The sequence below is a fragment of the Chitinophaga qingshengii genome, from assembly GCF_014529935.1.
GTDB classification, from domain to species: Bacteria; Bacteroidota; Bacteroidia; order Chitinophagales; family Chitinophagaceae; genus Chitinophaga; species Chitinophaga qingshengii.
Genome location: NZ_JACVFC010000001.1, coordinates 2,872,231 through 2,894,384, shown reverse-complemented (window position 1 = coordinate 2,894,384; position 22,154 = coordinate 2,872,231). Strand labels below are relative to the sequence as shown.

The 22,154-nt window shown below is 47.8% G+C and carries 20 protein-coding genes; 15 read left to right on the top strand and 5 right to left on the bottom strand.

The features are described 5' to 3' along the window. Positions 1-26: 26 nt before the first annotated feature. The 5 genes from ICL07_RS11090 (at position 27) to ICL07_RS11070 (ending at position 4,813) form a co-directional block, all read left to right on the top strand. Positions 27-1,046 carry a sensor histidine kinase gene (locus tag ICL07_RS11090; RefSeq protein ID WP_188087966.1) on the top strand — a complete coding sequence of 340 codons (1,020 nt, stop codon included), beginning with the start codon at positions 27-29 and terminating at the stop codon, positions 1,044-1,046. Beyond that, positions 1,043-1,747 (top strand): LytR/AlgR family response regulator transcription factor, encoded by a 705-nt coding sequence (locus ICL07_RS11085; RefSeq protein WP_188087965.1) that lies wholly within the window; start codon positions 1,043-1,045, stop codon positions 1,745-1,747. Before ICL07_RS11090 ends, ICL07_RS11085 begins: the two co-directional genes overlap by 4 nt. 97 nt (positions 1,748-1,844) lie before the next feature. Next, positions 1,845-3,878: a TonB-dependent receptor plug domain-containing protein gene (locus ICL07_RS11080; protein WP_188087964.1), complete on the top strand. Its 2,034-nt coding sequence runs from the start codon at positions 1,845-1,847 to the stop codon at positions 3,876-3,878. 16 nt (positions 3,879-3,894) lie between these two features. Continuing rightward, positions 3,895-4,533: a hypothetical protein gene (locus ICL07_RS11075; RefSeq protein ID WP_188087963.1), complete on the top strand. Its 639-nt coding sequence runs from the start codon at positions 3,895-3,897 to the stop codon at positions 4,531-4,533. 25 nt (positions 4,534-4,558) lie between these two features. Then, positions 4,559-4,813 (top strand): hypothetical protein, encoded by a 255-nt coding sequence (locus ICL07_RS11070; protein ID WP_188087962.1) that lies wholly within the window; start codon positions 4,559-4,561, stop codon positions 4,811-4,813. Positions 4,814-5,021: 208 nt separating this feature from the next. Here ICL07_RS11070 and ICL07_RS11065 read toward each other — a convergent pair whose 3' ends face one another. Continuing rightward, entirely contained in the window at positions 5,022-5,873 is an 852-nt protein-coding gene (locus ICL07_RS11065) for a YXWGXW repeat-containing protein (RefSeq protein ID WP_188087961.1), read from the bottom strand. 112 nt (positions 5,874-5,985) lie between these two features. Next, positions 5,986-6,981 (bottom strand): alpha/beta hydrolase family protein, encoded by a 996-nt coding sequence (locus ICL07_RS11060; protein ID WP_188087960.1) that lies wholly within the window; start codon positions 6,979-6,981, stop codon positions 5,986-5,988. A 260-nt stretch (positions 6,982-7,241) separates the two neighbouring features. On the opposite strand from ICL07_RS11060, the gene ICL07_RS11055 reads away from it, so the two are divergent. Continuing rightward, the gene (locus ICL07_RS11055) at positions 7,242-7,649 is read left to right on the top strand and encodes a hypothetical protein (RefSeq protein WP_188087959.1); all 408 of its coding nucleotides are present in this window, start codon (positions 7,242-7,244) and stop codon (positions 7,647-7,649) included. A 61-nt stretch (positions 7,650-7,710) separates the two neighbouring features. On the opposite strand, the gene ICL07_RS11050 is transcribed toward ICL07_RS11055, so the two are convergent. Together ICL07_RS11050 and ICL07_RS11045 are read right to left on the bottom strand one after the other, a co-directional pair. After that, positions 7,711-8,310 (bottom strand): macro domain-containing protein, encoded by a 600-nt coding sequence (locus ICL07_RS11050; RefSeq protein ID WP_188087958.1) that lies wholly within the window; start codon positions 8,308-8,310, stop codon positions 7,711-7,713. A 9-nt stretch (positions 8,311-8,319) separates the two neighbouring features. Further along, the gene (locus ICL07_RS11045; RefSeq protein ID WP_188087957.1) at positions 8,320-9,417 is read right to left on the bottom strand and encodes a calcium:cation antiporter; all 1,098 of its coding nucleotides are present in this window, start codon (positions 9,415-9,417) and stop codon (positions 8,320-8,322) included. A gap of 94 nt (positions 9,418-9,511) precedes the next feature. On the opposite strand from ICL07_RS11045, the gene ICL07_RS11040 reads away from it, so the two are divergent. Next, the gene (locus ICL07_RS11040) at positions 9,512-10,285 is read left to right on the top strand and encodes a helix-turn-helix domain-containing protein (RefSeq protein ID WP_188087956.1); all 774 of its coding nucleotides are present in this window, start codon (positions 9,512-9,514) and stop codon (positions 10,283-10,285) included. A gap of 65 nt (positions 10,286-10,350) precedes the next feature. Continuing rightward, positions 10,351-10,899: a dihydrofolate reductase family protein gene (locus tag ICL07_RS11035; RefSeq protein WP_188087955.1), complete on the top strand. Its 549-nt coding sequence runs from the start codon at positions 10,351-10,353 to the stop codon at positions 10,897-10,899. Here ICL07_RS11035 and ICL07_RS11030 read toward each other — a convergent pair. Next, complete coding sequence (locus ICL07_RS11030) at positions 10,887-11,477, bottom strand: dihydrofolate reductase family protein (RefSeq protein WP_188087954.1); 591 nt, start codon at positions 11,475-11,477, stop codon at positions 10,887-10,889. The genes ICL07_RS11035 and ICL07_RS11030 overlap by 13 nt on opposite strands. Before the next feature lie 282 nt (positions 11,478-11,759). Between ICL07_RS11030 and ICL07_RS11025 the strand changes: the two genes are divergently transcribed. The 7 genes from ICL07_RS11025 to ICL07_RS10995 all read left to right on the top strand — a co-directional run bounded on the left by ICL07_RS11025 (position 11,760) and on the right by ICL07_RS10995 (position 22,133). Next, complete coding sequence (locus ICL07_RS11025) at positions 11,760-12,470, top strand: hypothetical protein (protein WP_188087953.1); 711 nt, start codon at positions 11,760-11,762, stop codon at positions 12,468-12,470. Between the two features lie 207 nt (positions 12,471-12,677). Then, positions 12,678-13,211 (top strand): RNA polymerase sigma-70 factor, encoded by a 534-nt coding sequence (locus ICL07_RS11020; RefSeq protein ID WP_188087952.1) that lies wholly within the window; start codon positions 12,678-12,680, stop codon positions 13,209-13,211. 120 nt (positions 13,212-13,331) lie between these two features. Beyond that, positions 13,332-14,354, top strand: a complete 1,023-nt coding sequence (locus ICL07_RS11015; protein WP_188087951.1) for a FecR family protein — start codon at positions 13,332-13,334, stop codon at positions 14,352-14,354. A 187-nt stretch (positions 14,355-14,541) separates the two neighbouring features. Further along, entirely contained in the window at positions 14,542-18,117 is a 3,576-nt protein-coding gene (locus ICL07_RS11010; RefSeq protein ID WP_223151801.1) for a TonB-dependent receptor, read from the top strand. Between the two features lie 33 nt (positions 18,118-18,150). After that, positions 18,151-19,881, top strand: coding sequence for a DUF4397 domain-containing protein (locus ICL07_RS11005; RefSeq protein ID WP_188087950.1), 1,731 nt, complete (start codon positions 18,151-18,153; stop codon positions 19,879-19,881). A gap of 4 nt (positions 19,882-19,885) precedes the next feature. Then, complete coding sequence (locus ICL07_RS11000) at positions 19,886-21,067, top strand: hypothetical protein (protein WP_188087949.1); 1,182 nt, start codon at positions 19,886-19,888, stop codon at positions 21,065-21,067. Between the two features lie 10 nt (positions 21,068-21,077). Further along, positions 21,078-22,133, top strand: coding sequence for a fasciclin domain-containing protein (locus ICL07_RS10995; protein WP_188087948.1), 1,056 nt, complete (start codon positions 21,078-21,080; stop codon positions 22,131-22,133). The last annotated feature ends 21 nt before the right edge of the window (positions 22,134-22,154 follow it).

The window sequence follows — 22,154 nt, the reverse complement described above, 5'->3', positions numbered from 1 at the left end:
TGCTTTGCAGTATATTTATACTGCACATGAAAACATTCTTCACCGCAAAATATATCAATATAACACTGCATACCCTTATATGGGGTATGCTGTTGTTATTGCCTTATCTGATATCGTCCCCTGAAAGTGGCTACAGTATTGGCCCTATCCCCGGCGTATTTTTTACCATAGCCGGCGTGATCCATATGGGTATTTTTTATGGCAATGCTTTTTACCTGTGTCCGCGGCTGCTTAACCGCCGGTACTGGTGGTTGTATATTCCTGCTGCGCTGTTCTTATTATTTATTTCCTTTCAGCTGAAGTATCATATCATGGCTGCCTGGTTTCCCGGATTGCAACATAACAAAGCGGCCTACCGCTTTGTATTTGGACCTTCCGTGGCGGTACTGGTGATTAGCCTGCTGTACCGTAAAATACTGGACCGTATCAACGAAGAACGACGGCAGAAAGATAAACAAGCCGCGCAGTTGTCTACCGAATTAAAATTCCTGCGCTCTCAAATCAGTCCGCATTTTTTGTTCAACGTATTAACCAATATGGTGTCGCTGGCCAGGAAGAAATCCGACCAGCTGGAACCTTCACTGATTATGCTATCGGAGTTGATGCGGTATATGCTGTATAATACCGGCGGAGCGAAAGTGCCCTTGCAACAGGAAGTTGCCTATCTCAACAGCTACATTGCCTTACAGCAACTGCGTTTCGGCAGCGATGTGGATATCCGCAGTGAAATAGCGATCGGTTTGCCTGATGGGCATATGATAGAGCCTATGTTACTGATACCCTTTGTGGAGAATGCTTTTAAACACGGCACCGGCGTAGATCAGCCGGTGATCAGTATCCGGCTGTTTATACGGGGAGATGTGCTTACCTTTGAAGTAGAAAACTATTTCGATCCGGTACAGGACAACAGCAAGGATGAAAGCTCCGGTATAGGACTGGCCAATGTGAAATCAAGACTGGAATTGTTGTACCGGGATCATTATACACTTACTATCCATAAGGAAAAAAGCCGGTTTCTTGCACACCTAACGCTCACGCTTATATGATACGTTGTATTGCTGTAGACGACGAACACCTGGTAAGGGAACTGCTGGAAGATAACATCCGGCAGGTGCCGTTTCTGGAACTGGTAGCTACCTGTAAAAACGCGCTGGAAGCAATGGAGGTGATGCAGCGGGAACAGGTGGACCTGGTTTTCCTCGATATACAAATGCCCCGTCTTAGCGGACTGCAATTTCTGCAATCGCTGCAACGGCCGCCACTCGTAATTTTAGTGACTGCCTACGAAAAATATGCGCTGGAAGGATATAATCTCCAGGTGGTAGATTACCTGCTGAAACCCTTTAGTTTTGAACGTTTTCTAAAAGCCTGTCAACGTGCCGGTGAGTTGTTCCGGCTGCAGCAGCCCGCTTCACCGCGCGCTATCACCGATTTTTTTGTCAACGTGGAATATGTGCAGGTGAAAATTGTAGTGGCCGATATTGAATACATCGAAGGATTAAAAGATTATATCAAAATACACCTATCTTCCTCGCCAAGACCGGTACTCACCCGGATGACCATGAAAGCCATTGCGGAAAAGCTCCCTGCCGAGGCGTTTGTGCGTACCCATAAATCTTACCTGGTGGCCGTTAATAAGATCACCGCCGTTAAGCGTGATCTTGTATGCATCGGTGACAAGGAAATCCCCGTCAGCGATTTTTTTAAAGAGAACGTAACCCGGCTCGTACAAGGCACTGACAACTAATTTTTACGTCTTGTCGCAACACTTTCCCGTGTTGTCTACGCTCCAAAATTCCGGTCGTGTTACCCGCTAGTTTTGTGGGTAAATAATACTTCCGGTCATGGGAAAATACCTCGTATGGCTATTTTTGGTAGCACCGCTGCATACGCTTTATGCGCAGGATAGCTTACATAAAGCGGTTACCGACACGGTTCCCCGTGGTACGCCTAAAAACCTGAAGCAGGTAACGGTGAGCGCGGGTGCCTTTGAAGCCAGCGATAAAGCCAAAGGCGCTTCTCTTACGCCGATGGATGCCGTCACAGTTGCCGGCAGCAATGGAGATCTGTCGCTGGCGCTGCGGGCCTTGCCGGGTGTGCAGCAGATAGGTGAAACAGAAGGACTTTTCGTGCGAGGCGGTACCAGCGATGAAACCAAACAATTTATTGACGGCACGTTATTCAAATATCCCAATTATCCATCTGTACCCGGTATTCCGCAGCCGGCGCGTATCAATCCTTTTTTGTTTAAAGGAATATTGTTCAGCTCCGGAGGTTACTCTGCCTTGTATGGACAGGCCATGAGCAGCGCGCTTATTTTGGAGAGTGTAGACCTGCCGGAAAAATCATCTGCCCGTTTTTACCTGTTCCCCTCCAACCAGGGCGCGGGGTTACAGCACCTGGCACTCAATAATCGCAGCAGCTTTGGGTTGGGCCTGAACTACTCCAATCAAACCTTATACAACGCGCTGGTACCCCATGTGCCTGATTATTTTCAAGGTCCGTCATATGTGGATGCTAACGCCAACTTCCGCATTAAAACTGGCCGTAGCGGTATGCTCAAGGTGTATGCCGTGTGGAATAAGAGTACCCTGGGCATGTATAATCCGGATGTAGACAGCGCCGCGCTGCGCTCCGGTTATCAGGGAAAGGGAAATAATGTATATACGAATATAAGCTATCGCACAGCGTTGGGTGAAAACTGGAAGATGGAGACAGGACTGGCCTACAGCAACAACCACGATAAGCGGGAGCTTAGCCTGGTGGATGCGGAGGGTAAACCGGCCAGTCTTCCGGAAGTGCCATTAACCCTGAAACAAAATACCAGTGATATCCGGTCCGATTTTGCACAGGCCCGGATGGTATTTACCCACTTCCTTTCTAATGATCAGGCTGTCCGTTTTGGAGCAGAACATTTTTATGCGAAAGACGCAGGTCTGTACCGGGATAGTGTGGTAACGCAAACAGATCAGCTGTCGGCAGTTTTTGCGGAAAGCGATATCTACCTCACCGGTAGCCTGGCGGCGAAAGTGGGAGTGCGGGCGGAACATACGTCGTTGCTGCAAAAATGGTCGCTGGCGCCCAGAGTGAGCCTGGCCTGGAGACTGAGTGAAGAAAGTCAGCTCAACTTCGCTTACGGTCTTTTTTACCAGGAACCTTCTAATGAGTTCCTGTATCATAACCGGGACCTATCGCTTTCCGGGGCAGCGCATTATGTGGTGAACTATACCAGGAAAGCCCATAACCGTTTTTTCAGGGTAGAAACGTATTATAAACAGTATCATGATTTAGTGAGGTGGTTACCTGCAGATGCTAAAACTGTTTCTACCGGTGACGGCTATGCGAAAGGAATAGAGTTGTTTTACCGGGATAAAAAAACCTTTAAGAACCTGGACTACTGGGTGACTTACACCTACCTTGATACCAAACGAGACTACCTGAATTACCCCATGCCGCTGCAACCCGGTTTTGCGGCGCCGCATACGATGACGATTGCCATCAAAAAATTCTTTCCTGATTTGTCCAGCGGTGTTAACCTATCCTACTCACTGGCAGCGGGCCGTCCTTACTATGATATCCGGTTCGCTAACGGCTGGCAGCTATTTGACCAGGGAACCACCAAACCTTATAGCGTAGTCAATCTGCATATATCTCACCTGATGACTTTATTCCCGCGCTGGAAACACAAGGATTTTTCCGGCTTTGCCGTGGGGGTAAATAATCTGCTGGGTACCAAACAGGTATTTGGTTACAACTACAGTTATGATGGCCGAAACAAGATGGCAGTGACCTTACCGGCCGGCCGGACCTTTTTTGCCGGCTTCTTTATGAGCCTGGGTATTGATCGTACAGATGATTTTATCAACAATAATTTATAACCACAAAAAGTACATCATGAAAAAAACATTCCTGTCATTATTGCTCCTGTTGTCTTTCTCCGCCTTCGTGAGGGCGCAGTCGCTGCAAGAGGCGGTGCATAAACTGGACAATGCGGCTTCGGTAAAAGATTACGAAGCGCTGGAAAAAAATTTTGTCGCGCTGGCGGGGCAACAGCCACAGTCCTGGCTGCCCTGGTATTATGCTGCTTTCTGTAATGCTAAAATAGGCTTCCTGTATCAGGAAGATGGTGATAAGATTGAGCCGTATAGCATAAAGGGAGAAGAACAGATCAGCAGGGCGCAATCGTTATTAGACAGCACCAAACAACAACAGCAGTTGTCTGAGGTACTAATGGTCATGGGCATGGTATATCGTACCAAAGTGTTCATTAATCCTATGAGTTACGGACGTAAGTACGGGATGTTATCGGATAAAAGCCTGCAGCAGGCATTGCAGTTGTCGCCGGAAAACCCGAGGGCGTTGTATCTGCGGGCATGGGTAAAATATTACACGCCTAAAATGTGGGGTGGTGATAAACAACTGGCGAAGGAGCTGGCGCAGAAAAGTGTGGCATTACTGGCAAAAGAAAAGGCAGGAGAGAATCCTCACTGGGGAAAGGCAGAAGACGATGCGTTGTTGAGTAAGTTCAAGTGATTGTTGATTTTAAAAAAATAATGAGATGATAGTATTTCCGTTTCTTATCCTTATCAGGATACTTTTTGCAGCGAGTATGGTATTTATTATCGGTTACATCTTTGGTGGTTTTTCGCGGAAGCGGACATTGGCAACTATCTCCAAAGTGGCTGCGATACTTGTTATTGTACTCTTTATCGGTATGAATGTACTGTTGATGTGGACCGCTTTTCATCGCGACGGGCACGGTGGATGGCGAGGTGGCTGCGAGCAGCAGGTGAAAACAGAAAAACAAGGCTGACCGATGGGTCAGCCTTGCTGTTGTTTATTGTTTTGGGTAAAGTTGAGGTATGAACAAGATGCAGGCGCTACCTCCAAGTGGAGCGCCTGCAAGCCATGAGATCAGTGATCTCTAAAATGCGTTATCAATCTTCACAGATATCTTCGCAAGTTTCTTCGCTCATATCTTCGCTAATCAGCGAAATCAGCACAAATCATAGCTATCACAGTTAGTGGCGTCCGTGTCCTCCGCCTCCGAAGTGACCACCGCCTCCACCAAAGTGACCGCCACCGAAATGACCGCCACCGCCGCCATGTTGTCCTCCCATAGACGGCTGATGCATGAAACCACCCTGTGGACGGGAAACCCTGTTGCTCATAGCCATCGGCTGCCGGGACATGCCAGCCTGACGGTTACCGTTCCATGCGCTGCGGGAAGCATTTATGGTATTGTTATTTCGGGTGAAGTTATCGCGGTTATTGTTAAATGTGCTATTATTCCGGTTAAAGTTGTTACGATTGTTATTGACAACTGTATTGTTCCGGTTGAAATTCTCGCGGTTGTTGTTGACTACATTATTGCGGGTGTAACTGGTACGGTTGTTATTAACGTTGTTGATCACGCTTCTGTTGATGTAGGTATTGCGTACCACCGTAGTATTGACACGGGTAACAGCTGTATTGTAATGGAAGGAATTGCCTCGCCACATACCACCGCAAAAACCTGCGCCGAAGTAACCGTAGCCGTAGTTAATACCCCCGTAGTACCCGATATGAGGGCCCCAGTAGCCAGGGTGCCAGCGGTACAAGCCTGCGGTGAAACCCCAGTAGCCGGGTGTCCAGAGCGCGCCCACATAAGGCGCCCTTACCCATACGCCTGGTACCCAGTAATAGGCGGTATTATAGGCCCAATATCCGGGCACCCACATATACCCGTCACCAGGACAGGGAGGCTGTGTATAAACCGGTATTGCCGGGGGAGCGATGCCCACTGACACGCCAATACTTACCTGTGCATATGCGGGTGGTGTTACGGCAGCAATGGCCAGCAAAGTGCTTACGATCAAAATAAATTTTTTCATGACCCCTGTGTATTAGGTTCCTGTATTGGACAACAGAGAGTCGTGGAAGTTTAACCACGGCAGAGGTTGCCGGTGTTAAAATACCGTCAAAGTTTTATGCTGAAAGTAATGCTTAATGTGTTGATAACCATTGGCGCCAGTCTTCCGCCACCTTGTCCCAGTTAAAAACATTGTAGTCGGGTTCGCCATCGGGTTTTAAGGGGAAATAATTGTGTTCTGTGCCGATGTATTCGCGGAAAAAGAAATTCCGTTTATGCTGCCGGATCATCTCTAACCGGAACATGTCCAGGTAGGGGACGCCAGCATCGCGGGTGCCGAAGGTGATGAGCACCGGTATCTTCAGTTTGCTGAGATAATGCACCGGCGGATAGGAAAAGTCGTTGGTTACCTTGTAGGTATCGCCCTGGGAGAAGTCCATGTTTTGGGGGGCGGCGATGATTTTTTCCCAACGGTTAAAGAGCGCTCCGGTACCGCCGGTACTGTCTGTTTCGTGTGCCCTTTCCCGTTCTATCAGGGTGAGCATGCGCCCCTGCGGGTTGCCGCCGGAGTATATCAGGTGTGTGATCAACGGACTGCTGGCGGCCATTTTGGCGGCAATGGTGCTGCCTTCCGAATGACCAGCTACTACCAGGGGACTGCGTGCAATCCAAGATTGCCGCTGTAAAAAAGCGATAACGGCGAGGTTCCGTTCCACATAATAATCGAGGTAGTACCGCTCGAGGTACTTACGGGGAAATTGTCCGCTGCTATCGCTGTAGGTAAAGTCCGGATTGAGTTTCCGCTGGTCTGCTACCAGCGGCACATAGGCTTTGCTGATCACCGCCACATGATAGTTCCGGGCAAGGCTGTCCGGATTAAATACAAATGCATTGGTGACAGCTGTTTGCCCATTATGCTCATACCGGATCAGCAGTGGTTGTGGTAAACTACCCTGGCAGAAAAGGAACAGCGGTTTTTTAACCTGCTCTTCTCCCTTTTTTGATTTGATGAGCATGTCTACCGTATCACCCCGGAAGAACATTTGCAGGTGACGGTATCCATAAAAGTCCTGGGCCTGCAAGGCGATGTTTAGTATCAGGCCGCAACAGGCCAGAAAATATCGGATCATTTGACTAGATAAGATGGATGTTTGCCTGCTGACAATATAACCCAAATATCTGCAACTGTGGTGAAGAAGCCAGCCAGAAATGGCCGGCTTTTGTTCGTACGAAAATTTATTGCTCGTTGTAATCCGGGGATGTGGTGTATCCCCCGGTTATGAAGGTAATACAAGTCCCTGCCCGGCATTTATGAAATCGGAAAAAAAAATTACGCGATCAGGAAAATGTTAATTGATTATATTTAAAGCTGTTAATCTACCTGTTACACATGGAAGCCCATCATTTAAGAAGCATGGTTTTAAGTGCGGCATTTGCAGCAATGATCAGTAGTGGCGTGATTTCACTGTTATGGTTTGAAACGGTGGAATTGTCTGAGTCGGCCCGTTACAGTGATTTATATGGGTTAGGTCATGTGTTGATTGTTTTTTGTGTAATTTGTATGGCACTATCCACTATCACTATTTTTTTGAATAAAATGACGGTTGTCAGAAACAATCTTTTCTTGTCCCTGTTGTCTTTTTTCCTGGCGCCACTGTTGGTATCCCTCTTTTTTTTCGTAACAATTTTTGACAAGGAAGAGATGATGCTGTTCGGTGTAATGCTCGTATCATTCCATCTTCCCCTGGCATTCTATTTTGCACGTTATCGGAAATTGCTAACTGGTCAACAAGTCTGACGTTTTCGTGTAAGCGGTATCGTTATCCTGCTGCGCAGACAATGAAGCGTATGCGCAGGGGTTAGTGTGTCCAGATCATACCCTGTGGGTTGATGTTCCAGTGATATTTTTGTGCTTCCCCGAAGTTTTGAAAGTCTTGTTTTTTACCCAGCACAATTTCTTCATAGGCGACAAACATCTGCCTTGCACAAATCGCAGGCTGCATACGCCCCACACCGGTACACAAGCCGGGAATAGCCACTGTATGTATATCCGGATGACGATTGGCATGAAGCAGAATAGCTTTCATCGCCAGATAGGCATTGATCGACGTATCGATATTGAAGTTGGTGGGAATTCGCATCGTAGGTGCTGAAATCAGGTAGGGGATATCCGGGTCGCCGGTTTCCAGCGTCAGCGCGGTACCAATCAGCAATTCCCCTTCCGGCAGCTGTTTGATTTGTTGTTGCAGCCTCTTTTCCAGATCCCAGCCCAGTCTTTCAGACAAGGCATAGTCCAGTGATCCATCCATAAAACCAAAGGAGTTAGCCGGACTAACGACAGCATCAGCTTTCAGTTTGGTGATATCTCCTTCGATGATCGTCACAGCGGTAATTCCGGCAAATGATTCCCGCCAGGCTGTAACGAGCTTGGGGTTGGTGTCGGTAAGTATGTATTTCATGGTATCAATTTACGGTACAACGGTTGTAAACAGGTAAGTGGCTAATATCACCAGTAATACAATGCCCTGCAGGATGTTGGTACGGCCTGCATTGAATGATATACTGATGGTAAACAGGGATAAAATCAGCAATAAGGTAGATTTGGTATCGATGCCCAGGGTAACACTGAAACCCGCCAAAACGGTAACGATCGCCACAGCGGGTATCGTGAGACCGATGCTGGCGAGCGCAGAGCCCAGCGCCAGGTTGAGGCTGGTTTGCAACCGGTTACGACGGGCCGCACGGATGGCTGCCACTCCCTCCGGAAGCAGGATCACAGCAGCAATGATAATACCCACCAGGCTCTTAGGGGCACCCATGCTAACAACCATATTTTCAATAACCGGTGATAGTTTTTTAGACAACAATACCACCAATGCCAACGATATCAGGAGAAAAAGCATACTGATAGTGGTGGTGAGGTTGCCAGGTGGATCGGAATGAACGGCAGCCTCGTCTTCCGGAAGGAAATAGTCACGGTGACGGCCCGTCTGCACAGATACAAAGCCACCATACAATACCAGGGAGATAATGGCAACGAATATCAGTTGACTGTTGGAATATACCGGTCCGGGTGTGGTAGTGGTAAAATTAGGCAATACCAATGTTAGTATAGAGATTGCCGTTAGGGTGGTAAGCGCCGCATTGGTGCCCTGTTTGATAAACACCTGTTCCTTGTAACGATAGCCGCCCAGTAGCAGACAAAGGCCAATGATACCGGTCAATAGTATCATGATGGCGGCAAACACGGTATCCCGCGCCAGTGTGGAGCCTTCCGCCCCTTCACTCAGCATCAGGGAAACAATCAGCGACACCTCTATTACCGTGATGGCCAGCGCCAGGATAAGCGTTCCATAAGGTTCTCCTACTTTATGCGCCACTACTTCTGCATGATGCACCGCAGATAAAACGATACTGATCAGGGAAGCGGCCATCAGCAGGGAAAAGAAAGGATTGTCTATACTCCCGGCTACCGAGAGGATTCCCAGCCCTATCAACGGGCTTACAAGGCTCCAGATGGGTAAGGCGATATTCCAACGTTTGTATAGAAAGTGTGTATATGGCATATACGTAATTACAAAAAAATATTTAATTGGTTCATAAAAAATGACCTTCGGTGGGTTGAAGGATAAAGTTTAACTTAGTGTTAGGGGCTGTAAAATGAAAATACAACTGATCACACCGCTTCCTTCGCTGGTCAATTATGTGAGCAGTATCGTGGTATTGGAAAGTGAAAATCTTTCTGTTGATACCACCCTGCCTTTAATTGCCAAAGGTTACCCCAGTGTAGTTTTTCAGCTTACCGCGAGTCATGTGAAAATGGATAACCTGGTGTTATATGGGCAGAACATACGGCCCATCCTGTTGCCGGTATCCGGATCTGCGCTGATCATTGCCTTCTTCCTGTATCCCCATACGCTTAAAGCATTGTTTGGCTGGAGCGCCAAAGAGCTAACAGATCTGAGTGTAGATATTAGTCTGGCTGAACCTGCCCGGGGTATGCATTTGCGCGAGCAGCTGCTGAATGCGGCATCATTGGAACAACGCCTGGCATTGATGAATGACTACCTGTTGCGCCTCACAGCTCCCCGGAAACTGGAGCTGAACCAGCCGGTATTGTTTGCTACCCGGCTGATACAGCAGCACAATGGCGCCCTGTCTATGCTGAAAGTGCAACAGGAACTTTATGTCACGGAGCGCACCCTGCAACGCATGTTCGATTTGCATGTAGGCGTATCGCCGAAAACATTTGGCCGTATCTGCCAGTTTGACGCCGCGTTGCAGCAACTCAGCCGCAATGGTTTTACAGATATGGCCGGTGTGGCTTTTCAGCACGGGTATGCCGATCAGAGCCATCTGATACGGGCGTTCCGGGATTTTACGGGACTTACCCCACTGGAATACCAGCAGGCGGCTACAGATTTTCCTTCCTGAAAATTGTCGGGTTTGTTCTATACCCGGGGTAATGGGTGTCGTTACTTTGTATCAAAAAATAACATATGAGAAAGTTGATCGTTTCTACCTGGATGACACTGGATGGTGTTTTTGATGCGGAAAGCATGGGACAATGGTTTAATCCCTACGATAGCCGCGCAAGGCAGGAGTATATCCGCGACGGTATCCTCGCGGCAGATGCCATCCTGTTTGGCCGCAAAACTTACGAGATGCTGGCGCCGTACTGGTCTTCCATGAAAAATAACGAAATGGGCGTTGCTGCCAAATTAAACAGCGTGGAAAAGTATGTGGTTTCCACTACCTTAAAAACCGCTGCCTGGGAAAATTCCACTATCATCAGCAACAATATGGAGCAGGAGATTGCCCGCCTGAAACAGCAGCCGGGAAAGGAAATACAGATAGAAGGCAGCGCTACGCTGGTCCAGTCGCTGGCCGCCGCCGGATTGATTGATGAATATCGTTTCCTGGTGCATCCCGTAATGATGGGCAACGGCAAACGTTTCTTCGGCGACGGTATGCATAGCGGTTTGCAGCTGGTAGACAGCCAACAGCTGGACAAAGGCGTAATGCTGTTATGCTATCAGTCGGTATAACGGTACTGTAATACCACGATACCACAGGGGTAAGCCGTTGCTTTGATGAGCGACAGGCCGAGCATCCCCTGTAGCTGGTCAAAAATGGGCATTCCATTTCCAATGGCAGTGGGATTGATGATCAGGTGGTACTCGTCTATCAACCGGGCGGCTATCAGGGCGGATACGAAAGCAACGCCACCGAATACGAGTATATTATCGCCGGGTTGTTGTTTGCGTGTATTCACTTCCGTTACCAGGTCGCCTTGGGCCAGTATGGTATTGGGCCAACGGGAGGCCTGCAGGGTGTGTGTAAATACTACTTTGCGGGCATCCCGGATATGACCGGCAAATACAGATTGAGGATTGGCGGTATTCGCCGCCATATTTTCCCAATGACTGATAAACCCTTCTTCAGCCATTTTCCTGCTGAGTAATATTTCATCTGCTGATGCCATCAGCGTAGTGTGATAGGCCTGCAAGGCGGTGTCCCAGGTCCAGTTATCTCCATAGTTCCATACCATCCAGCTGCCGTTACCATTGCCGGCAGCTGCAAAGCCATCTATAGACAGCTGCATTTGAAGAATCAGTTTTCTCATGTAACAAACCTACTCCCAAATTTCATAAATAATAAGGGGGATTTGCGACATATAGAGGGGGAATAAAGAATCATTTAAAAAATTAAAAATGATATTTGTTTTGTGCTTAGCTTTATGTGAAAAATACCATCTTTATGCGTGTTGAACCCTATGTTATCTTAATGTCAACCTCAGGAAAAACTACTGCCAATAGCCTGTCGCTTTGTTTCGGATAGTTACTGTATAGCCTGCACTGAAACATTCGTAGATACAGCCTTCACACAATTTAAAATCAATCAGCTTATGGAAAAATTACAACGGGAAGTCCGTTTTTTAAAAGCCTATGCGCTCGTTCTCACTACTGTCCTGATCGCCTTTTTCTTCATGGCGTTCCGCAATGATTTTGGCAAACAACGTTTCCAGGAAATAGACGTGGAAAGAATCAATGTCGTCGAAAAAGATGGTACCCTGAAAATGGTGATCTCCAATAAGGAAAGACAACATCCGGGGATGGCGGAAGGAAAAAGCCTGCCCGCCAGGGAACGCCAGGCCGGCCTTATATTCTTCAATACCGCTGGTGATGAATGCGGTGGTCTGGTGTACGATGCCGACAAAAAAGATGGCGCTGGTATGGTGTTTTCTGTAGACCAATACCGGAATGACCAGATCATGCAACTACAGTATCAACAGGATCTGGAAGGTAATAAAGCCCGTTCCTATGGACTTAAACTATGGGACCGCCCGGATAATTTTACATTGGTTCGTCAAAACCAGATACATGATTCCCTGGCAGCACTCAAAGATGAGAAAGCATCCGAAAAGGTCTACGCTCAACTGGCGTCAGAAGGAAAGTTTGGTACAGAAAGACTTTTCGTAGGCCGTACCTGGAAAGATGAAGTAGGGCTGTTTATCCGCGATAACAAAGGAAAGGTGAGAATTAAGATTTATGTAGATAAACAAAACCAAACAAAGATTGAAACCTTTGATGAACAGGGAAAACCTATTACCAAATAAAACAAGAAAAGCCGCTTTGCAAAAAGCGGCTTTTTTAATGCTGTTAATAGCCACAGCGAACCTCATATAAAACTTAATGTTTAGATAATATACCTGCTGTTTTTTTGCCCTTATGTTTGCGACTGGAAAAATTGGGATGAATATATGGGCGAAGCGCTACACAATTTATCAGATTATTCACTGTTGCAAGAATGCAGACTTGATAATGTGAAGGCATTCGAAGTATTGTTCGACCGGTATTCCGGAAGATTGTACCACTATGCCTTCAAGTATCTGCAGGACAAGGGTATCGCCGAAGAACTGATGATGGATCTTATGTTGTGGCTTTGGGAAAAAAGACAACAACTGGATGCTGACGTACAACTGTCACCCTACCTGTTCCGCGCCATTAAAAATGCCGTGATCAAAACGCTGCGCAAGAAGTCATTGACCGTATTACCCATTGAACAGGCCTGTGATGACGAAACCCTGGTCACCCCCGCCACCGATAACCGGATAGATTGCCAGGAATTGAATCAGGCTTATCTTGATAAGTTGGATGAATTGAGTCCCCAACGTCAGCGCGTTTTTAAAATGAGCCGGCATGAACAATTATCCCATGCCGAAATAGCCAAGGAACTAAACCTGTCCCTGTTTACCGTTAAGAACCACATCAAGGCTTCCCTGAGCCATTTCCGCGAGCACCTGAAAGACTATACCGATGTTACCATGGCGGTACTGATTTATTGGTGGACGCGTTAATATAGCCGTTCATGTTATGTAATTGTTACCACTGTTAATCCCATTAGCCCCTCCTGCTCTTTTCTGCCTTTATATAGATGAACGGACCTGCAAATAACAGGATGGTTTATCATAATCAACATGGCAAACACGATCACGAAAGCACTCATGAATAAATACCTGGATAATCGTTGCACCGCAGCTGAGAAACTGCTGGTAGCCGCTTTTATCCAACAACCGGAAGGTCAGCAATTACTCGATGAAGTACTGACAGAACGGTTGACGGCAGACATGCTGTTGATGGAGCAGATAAGCGTAGATGAACAACAGGTGCAGGAATGGAAGGCAACCCTACGTCAACGTATAGCCGCCCTGCCGCCCGAACAGGCGCCGCTGATACAGCGGCCGGTAAAACGCCTTTCCTTCCTGCGCCGTGCTGCCATCTGGACGATACTGGTGTCTGCATTGGGTACCATCGGGATATATCAATACCGGAAACAGTCTACAACAACATCCATGGCGATGGCCAACCTGGAGAAACAAAATCCGAAAGGACAACGTGCCGTCATTACACTGGCCGATGGATCAGTGATACATCTGGGAGCTGACAGTAAACTGGAGTACCCGGAAATATTCAAAGGTCCCACCCGGGAAATCACCCTTATCGGTGAAGCCTTTTTCGAAATCAGTGAGGATGCCGCACATCCTTTCATCGTGCATACCGGTACGGTACGAACCAGGGTATTGGGTACCTCTTTTAAAATCAATGCCTTTAAAGGAACGCCGTTGATGGTAGCGGTAGCAACAGGTAAGGTACAGGTAGAACATGCAGATCGTAAGCCGGTAGCGGTGCTCACCCCTGGTCAACAGGTAACCTGGAATCCGGCAGATCAGCAGGCTGCCATCGCGGAAATGCCGGTAGCTGACATTGCCGGCTGGAAAAATGCCCGCCTGGCTTTTAATAACAACACCTTAGCGGAAGTAGCGGAGGTACTGGAACGCTGGTATAATGTGACCATCCAATTCAAACATGCTGTTACCGCAGAAAAGCGGATCACGGTTACACTGTCTGCCAACCGGCCTTTGGAGGAGACGCTCCGTGTATTGAGCACCGGCAGCAGATTTACCTACAAATCGGATAACCGGAAAATTATCATTCAATAACGTGCAAAACCAACTTATGTAACCAACAGTACACAACTAAAAAAACGTTCCCGGTATCTGACAAATACACGGGAACGTCTCAAAGTGATTTCATGATGCCTGATAAGTTTTGGACGACGAACAGGCACTATGAAAGAGATACCAGATTTTCCCGGAAAACCGGGACTAACCAGTAACATTCAAAAGTATGGAAAAAGGATTAAAAACAGATCCTTTAAGATTTAGCATGCATCCCGCCTTCGCCTGCCAGCGGGCCCGTCCGGGTAAAAAACAAACCGGCGTCCCGGTGCATAAAAGGGAAGGACTGAAGCCCATAATTTACTTCCTGATGAGATGTTCATTTATCGTGCTGGTATTGCAACTCACCGCTGTGGGATTGCTTTTGGCCGCAAATGTAAATAGCCAGGATCTGACCCGGAAAATAAGTCTTCAGCTGCATAAAGCCGCACTGAAAGAGGCTTTGCTGACCATTGAAAAGGAAGGTAAAGTTAAGTTTATGTTACCGGAAGAATTGCTGGCTAAAACCCATAAGCAGGTAACCGTCAACAACCCTGATATCCGCATCCAGGACGCCCTGCACGGTATCCTGGAAAATACCGGTCTGGAATACAAGCTGGTGGAAGGATACATAGTTATCGCCCAGCAACCGGTGCCGGTGAAAATCAATGGTAAAGTAATCGACAGCAAAACGAAAGAAGGGGTGCCTGGTGTGTCTGTTCGCGTGAAAGGTGCTGCTGGCGGCGCTTCTACGGATATGAACGGCGTCTTCAACCTCACTGTTCCCCATAACAATGCTACACTGGTGATCAGTTACATCGGTTATGAAACCCGGGAAGTGAAAGCCAATGCTGCCGGTACTATGATCATCACGCTGACTGTTTCCAGTAAACAACTCAGCGAAGTGACCGTTAACGCCCGCCGTAAACTCAATACCGATATCGCCGTACTGCAGGACCGTAAAAACGCGGCTATCGTACAGGACGCGATATCTGCCGCACAGATCGAACGTACTGGCAGCATCACCACCACACAGGCACTGCAGAAAGTATCCGGTGTAACCATCACCGATGATAAATATGTGGCTATCCGTGGTTTGGGAGACCGCAGCGTAATCGGTCAGCTGAACGGTGTGCGCCTGGCGTCTTCCGATCCCGACAGAAGCGCTATTCCGCTGGACCTGGTACCCGCTTCCCTTCTGGATAATATCACCATCTTTAAAACCGTTACGCCGGATAAACCGGCTGATGCCGCCGCAGGCATCGTGGAACTGAAAACGAAATCAGTTCCCGATAGCGCTGTGTTCAACATCATCGCACAAACGGGTTTTAACTCCAATATCGGTCCTGGTGGCAGCGTCAACAGCTTCTACAACAGCGACATGGGTTTCTTCGGAAGCAAAGTGAATAAAAAAGATCTCTCTTCCGAATTCCTCGGCCTGTCTAAACAATATCCCGGTGGTTTATCACAGATACAGCAGCTGATCATCAACAGCCCTAACAACCCCGCATTGCAACAGGAAGCCTCCCGTATCAATAAACTGATGAATTCCTTTGATCCGGTACTGACCACCAAATACCGTAAAGCACCCCTGAACCAGCTTTACTCCGCTACTTACGGTAACAGCTACAAAGTATTCCATAAACATACCTTAGGTATTGTAGCCGGCGGTAACTACTACAGCCGTTCTTCCGATATCTATGGCGGAGACCTCACCCAGTACAGCATTTATCAGGGTGTGATCACTGGTAACAAGGACGTATACAGCCCGCGTAACATCCCTAACTATATTACCCCGAACAACCTGTTCATGGGTAAATATCAAACATATAAAGAGAACACCGGAACACAAACAATCAACTATGGACTATTGACGGGGTTGACTTACAAGTTCAACCCCCGTCATGAAATCAGTATGCAGTACCTGGGTAGCTGGGGTAGTGAAGCACAGGCAGTCAACATGTATGGAAAGTACGAGTATACCGGTCTGCCGGGTGATGTAACCAGCACCATTTACTCGCTGAAACAAACCTTCCGTACACTGCATACCTTCAACCTGCAGGGCGAACACAAGTTCCTGAAAAACGAATACAGTCCGCGGTTGAGCTATAACGTAGCTTCTTCCAACTCTTCCCAGAATGATCCGGATTATCGTTTTGTGACGCTCACAGACTATGCTCCCCGTAACGGCGCGTTTTATCAAAAGCCTGTAGGAGGCTCTTATGAAGGCCAGTACGTGAATACATACACCGACCACCTGTATGCGCTCAACTCCGGTTATGTGAATGGTTACGGTACCTATGGTATTATCCAGGCAGAGCCCAATGGCCGTCGCTGGCGCAGGCTGAAAGAAACTAACTACAACTACAAAGCAGATGTAACACTGCCCTTCCCGTTGTTTGGCAAAAAGCAGGAGTTTAAAACCGGTGTGAACTATCTGAACCGTGACCGTAGTTTCCGTGAGAATATGTTTTTCCTGCCAGGTTCCAACTTCTCTTCCCTGGGCGCTTATCCCCTGTATGTAACAGAAGGTAATCTGAACCGTTTGGTGAGCCCGGAAATGATCGGTATTAAAATGCCTACCGGTAGCACCGGCGAAGGCGCCCATCCTGTTGGCGGCTTCCTCTACAATAGCCAGAAATCACCTAACAACTACTCCGGTTTCTTTGAAACCAATGCCTTCTATGGTATGGTGGACCTGCGTTTACCCGCTAATCTGCGTTTAACCGGTGGCGTACGTTTCGAGAAAACAAATATTCAATCTGCTGTAGATACTGCTGACGTATACCTGGACCCATCCCTGACCACGGTTGATAAAGATGGTAACAAAATTCCCGTGGTACTGATCAACCCGAACACGGCCTACCAGACTGGTTATAAGCCATTCTACTCCTTTAACCTGACTTATACACCCGTGGAAACCATGAATTTCCGCGTGGGCTATAACACTACTCTGGCAAGGCCGGAGCTTCGGGAAATTACCAACGTGTTTGAATTTGACGCTTTCCAGATGGGCCTCGTAGTAGGTAACCCTCACCTGGTGAACCAGCACACGGAGAACCTCGATTTCAGATGGGAATGGTTCCCCAACAGGGGAGAAGTGATCTCCGTGTCACTGTTCGGTAAACGGATACAGAATCAGCTGGTGAAAGTATTCAGCCTGAAAACAGACGGCCTGGCTGCCAAATATCCGGAGTATCCTACTATCCAGTTCCAGAACGATCCTAACGAAGGTAAAGTGTGGGGTATGGAGCTGGAAGTGGTAAAAGACCTGGGAAGACTGTTTGCTCCGCTGAAAAACTTCAACCTCGGTTCTAACCTGTTGCTGGCGCAAAGCCTCATCAAAAAAACACCGGAAAGATATGCGGCCAATAAATCACTGGACCGCCATACACCGGAATACAGCCCGCTGTTTGAACAGGCGCCTTACTCCGTAAACGCGTGGCTGAATTACAAGAACAACAAATCAGGTACCGACCTGACAGCCACTTTTAATATGGTAGGCGAACGCCTGGTGCAGATCAACCTGACGGGCGAACCCGACCTGTATACCCGGCCGGTACCGGTGCTGGACTTCATCTTCACCCAACAGGTAACCAAACGCCTGCTGTTTAAAGGTTATGCCAAAAATATCCTGAACCCGGCTATAGAAACGGTATACGCAGCACCCGGCACTGGTGGCGTATGGTACGGCAATAAGTTCGTTAACCGCAGCTTTAAGCGTGGCACTGAGATCATGTTCGGCTTTACTTATAATCTGTTCTAACGGTAACGGTTATCCCGGAATAAAAAAATGAAAATGAAACGAATTTCCATCATAGCAGGGGTGTTGCTGGCGGCCGCCAGTGTTATCACGTCCTGTAAAAAAGATAAACTGGACCATTTTTATGACAACCGGATCAATAAAGATACGAGGAGCAATTCCAGTGTCCGGATTGTGAATTTGGGTGGTTACAATCAGTTGATCGCCAACGGCGATACGCTGACCAATTATGTGATATTACCGATAAATGAGGATAAATCACGTTATCCTGCTACGAAGTTCTTCCCTGATAAAGGGCGTTTAGGCGGTACCTGGTGGGTGCCCCGTCAATTTATACAGGCGGGCGGAAAAGCCCATTTTAAAATAGAAGGCATCTCTCAGAACCCATTTGTGGCAAGAACGGAGTTCGATGTGCAGGAAGACTATAACCAGCCGGCTGATTATTATGTGACCGCCGGCCCGGTGTATACAACGGGTAATATTCCGGAAGTGCTGCGGGTACCTCGTTCCGTGGAAGCGCCTTCCCGTCCGGACCATTTTAAAATCCGCATCCTGAACCTGTCTGGTGATATTAAACATCCGGAGGCAACCCAGGAAAAGATATTGGGTCCGCTTTCCCTCGCTTTCGCAGATGGAACGCTGGTGAATCCTAAGTCTTCCAATGTTAATGTAGGGGAATATTCTGAATACGTGGAAGTTCCCTATGGTACTTATCAGTTCAAAGTGCTGACAGCTGCCGGTACACAGGTCACGGCGACCGGTGGCCCCCGTGAGGAGTTTGTGGACCTGATAGATCCGGCCACTTCTACGATTACTAAAACCGTGACTTCACCTGCACCCCGCCCGGTATCTATGAAATTAACGTATGCGCCTATACGTACTTTCCAGCCTGGTGGTATCTACACCATTGTAGTCTCCACATTCGAGTTGCCTTATAAATTGAACAACGGATCTACCGGTGATGAAAGTTCATTCATGCAGAACGCTTTCCAGATCATCGCTGATATTGCTGATCCGGCAAACCTGACCTATGGCCGTATGCAGGCGGTGAACGTACTGCCCGGTTCCGGTGCGTTGCAGCTGAAAGTGAATGGGGTGAAAGTGGGTGACAATATTGCCTATGCTAACGCCGGTGAATACACGAATGTGGTGACCGGTACTGCTACCATCGAAGTAAGCGACGCGGCAGGTAAAGTACTGGCTAGCGCGAAAAAAATGGTAGATCCCGGTGGCAACTACACCGCCTGGGTATATAGCGATGCTAAAGGTATTCCGCAGATCGCCATTGCGGCCAATAACCTGAGCGGCAGCGTTCCAAGGATCGAAAAAGATGGTCAGGATGGTTCTCTTTGGTGGACGCAGTACAAATACCCTTTCCAGTTCCGGTTTTATAATTTCTGTACCGATTTCGCCAATGTGAATTTCACTGGTATCAACGGACAGGCAATAGGCCGTAATGGCGTTAGCTCCAACCTGAAGCCGGGTATTATTCCTGACGACGCGGCTAACGCCGTGTTACTGATGGCGCTCGATCCTTACGAGATCATGGCATTCCAGGCTAATCCGGGCGTATTCCCCGGAACATGGATCACCCAGGTGCCTGTCATCAAAAGTGCTGACCTCGTTGCCCGAAAAGAATTGTATGTCAGAGGCGGAGTGCCCGACCAGGAGCCGGGCTATTATTCCATCGCACTGATCGGAAAAGACGGCGCCAATGCTCCTGAAGGGACCAAAGCGAAGATGATCATTGTAAAACATAACCGGTAGAAGTATGAAACTCACATTTCCCATCGTCATAGCAGGGCTGCTGGTCGTATTCGGCAGCTGTGCCAAGATAGAACATAAAAAGATCGATGATCCGGCTTACCTGCGTGTGTTCAATAACCTGAACTATACAGTGAGCATCGAAAATAAAGATGAAGAACAACCGTTCCTGGCCATGCTGATAGACCCGGAAACGGATGCTTCCGGTATGCCCACCAGCGCCGCCATCGTGGGCGATTTCCTGGACCAGCGCGATGGATATGCACCGCCATATCCTTCACACATCGGTAGCAGCAACTCTTTCAAAAACCCGGAATATCCCGGCAAGGAAAGCGTGCTGGTAGGTCCGATCCTCAACGGTTTCGACCTGTCCAGCTGGGCACAGATACCTTCCGGTAAACACCGCGTGATGTTTATGTTCCGGCCGGTGAACAACACGCCTTTCTTTCAGCTGGAAGACCGCCTGAAAAAGAAAGTGCTGATTGATACGGTTTTACAGCTCGACAGCCGTGAAGTATATACGCTGCATGTGCTGCAAAGAAACTTCAAGACCAAAGAAAATGGGATGCTGTTACGCCAGGAAATTTTTCACAAAATGCCATTGTCCGATTCCATGGTATACGTGAATTTTTATAACATGAGTGCTGTTGGTTTTGCCGACGCGGATTTATCACTGAAGAAGAGAATACCCCAATCAGGTTTGCTGATGTTCGGTGTGAAAGATGAGATGAATATCTGGTTCTCGCTCTTTACCGCCAACGATCTGACGAAACCCGTACCGGGATATAAATTCCGGTATATGTCCTCCCTGCGTCAGAATAATACTTCCAACGCAGTGCAACCTTACTACAGCTTCCCGCTTTTTGCGTCGAATGGTACGGATAATATCCGGACTACTGCATGGCAACGTATTTCCCTGATGGCGCCGGGAATGAACCCGGAAAACAATCCGTACAACGACCAGGCCCCCGCGGAGGTATTGGGTAACTATGCGGTGATCAGTTGTTATGGCAATGGTACTAAACCAAACTTTGAACGGGATATCCTCACCGTGCCGAATATGATTGTTAACATTCACTCCGGTACCAATAACCCCCAGTCGTTTGCTACGGTTAATACCATTGAAATCGTGAATGGCAGGGCTTATTTAACTACCATACAACGAAAATATCCTACGCCGATCTATTAAATAATTTGTTATGAAACATGCTATTGCCACATTAATAGCGGCACTCCTGATGGTGTTTACAGCCTGTAAACACGACAAACTGGAGTTCGACCAGGAGTTAAAGAATTACCGTGCTGCCGCCGATTTTCTGAAGAATAATTATGACCTGAGCATTTTTTGCGCCGCTGTTGAACGGGCGGGCATGACCGCCGAACTGAATGGCCCCGGACCCTTTACCATACTGGCTCCTACCAACAGGGCTTTTAATGAGATGGGTATCATGAGTGTTAATGACGTGGCCAAAATGCCGGTGGAAAAAGTGAAGCTGATGGTACAAATGCATATACTGCCACGCAGACTGCAGGAAACCGACCTCGCCGATAACTCGGTGGATGTACGTTTCAAAACACTGGCCGGAAAGGAAATACTGGTGACAATGGCCACCAGAAATGGCGTTGCGGACCGGAATGATCTTTATTTCCAGGGTTGTTACACAGAATTGAAAAATGTAACCCTGACAAACGGTACGCTGCATGTATTGCAACAGGTGATCAAGTATACACCCGGTACCGTACAGGATATTCTGTCCCAGCATGAAGAATACAGCCTGTTTGTCGGTGCGCTCAAACGTTTCGGTTTATGGGACCAGCTGAAGGAGCCAGGCCCCTGGACCATCCTGGCGCCGACCAACGATGCGCTGAAAGCGAAGAAACTGGATGAGCAGGACATTGCAATTATCAATCCTGAGAAATATTATATAGCGCGCCTGTTCGGCTGTTATATCCTGTATAACCAGCATTATTTCTTTTCAGATTTCCGGGCATTCTATATGATGAACAGCTCCAACTATGTGCTATTGAAGCTCTATAATGATCCCTATCAACGAGAGATATATATTGGTGAAGGCATGGAAAATGGTGTTCGAAAGGTTAGTTATGTCGTTTCTCTAAGGCTTGACAGGAATACGGTTCCCGTGTCTGCTGTAACGGTGCAACGCAGAGGGGTGATGGATTTTAGCGCGGATAATGGTGTTGTACATCAGCTGGATAGCTTGTTGGCCAAACCTGAAGATGCTGTCAGAAAATAAGCAGTGGTAAAACAGTTAATG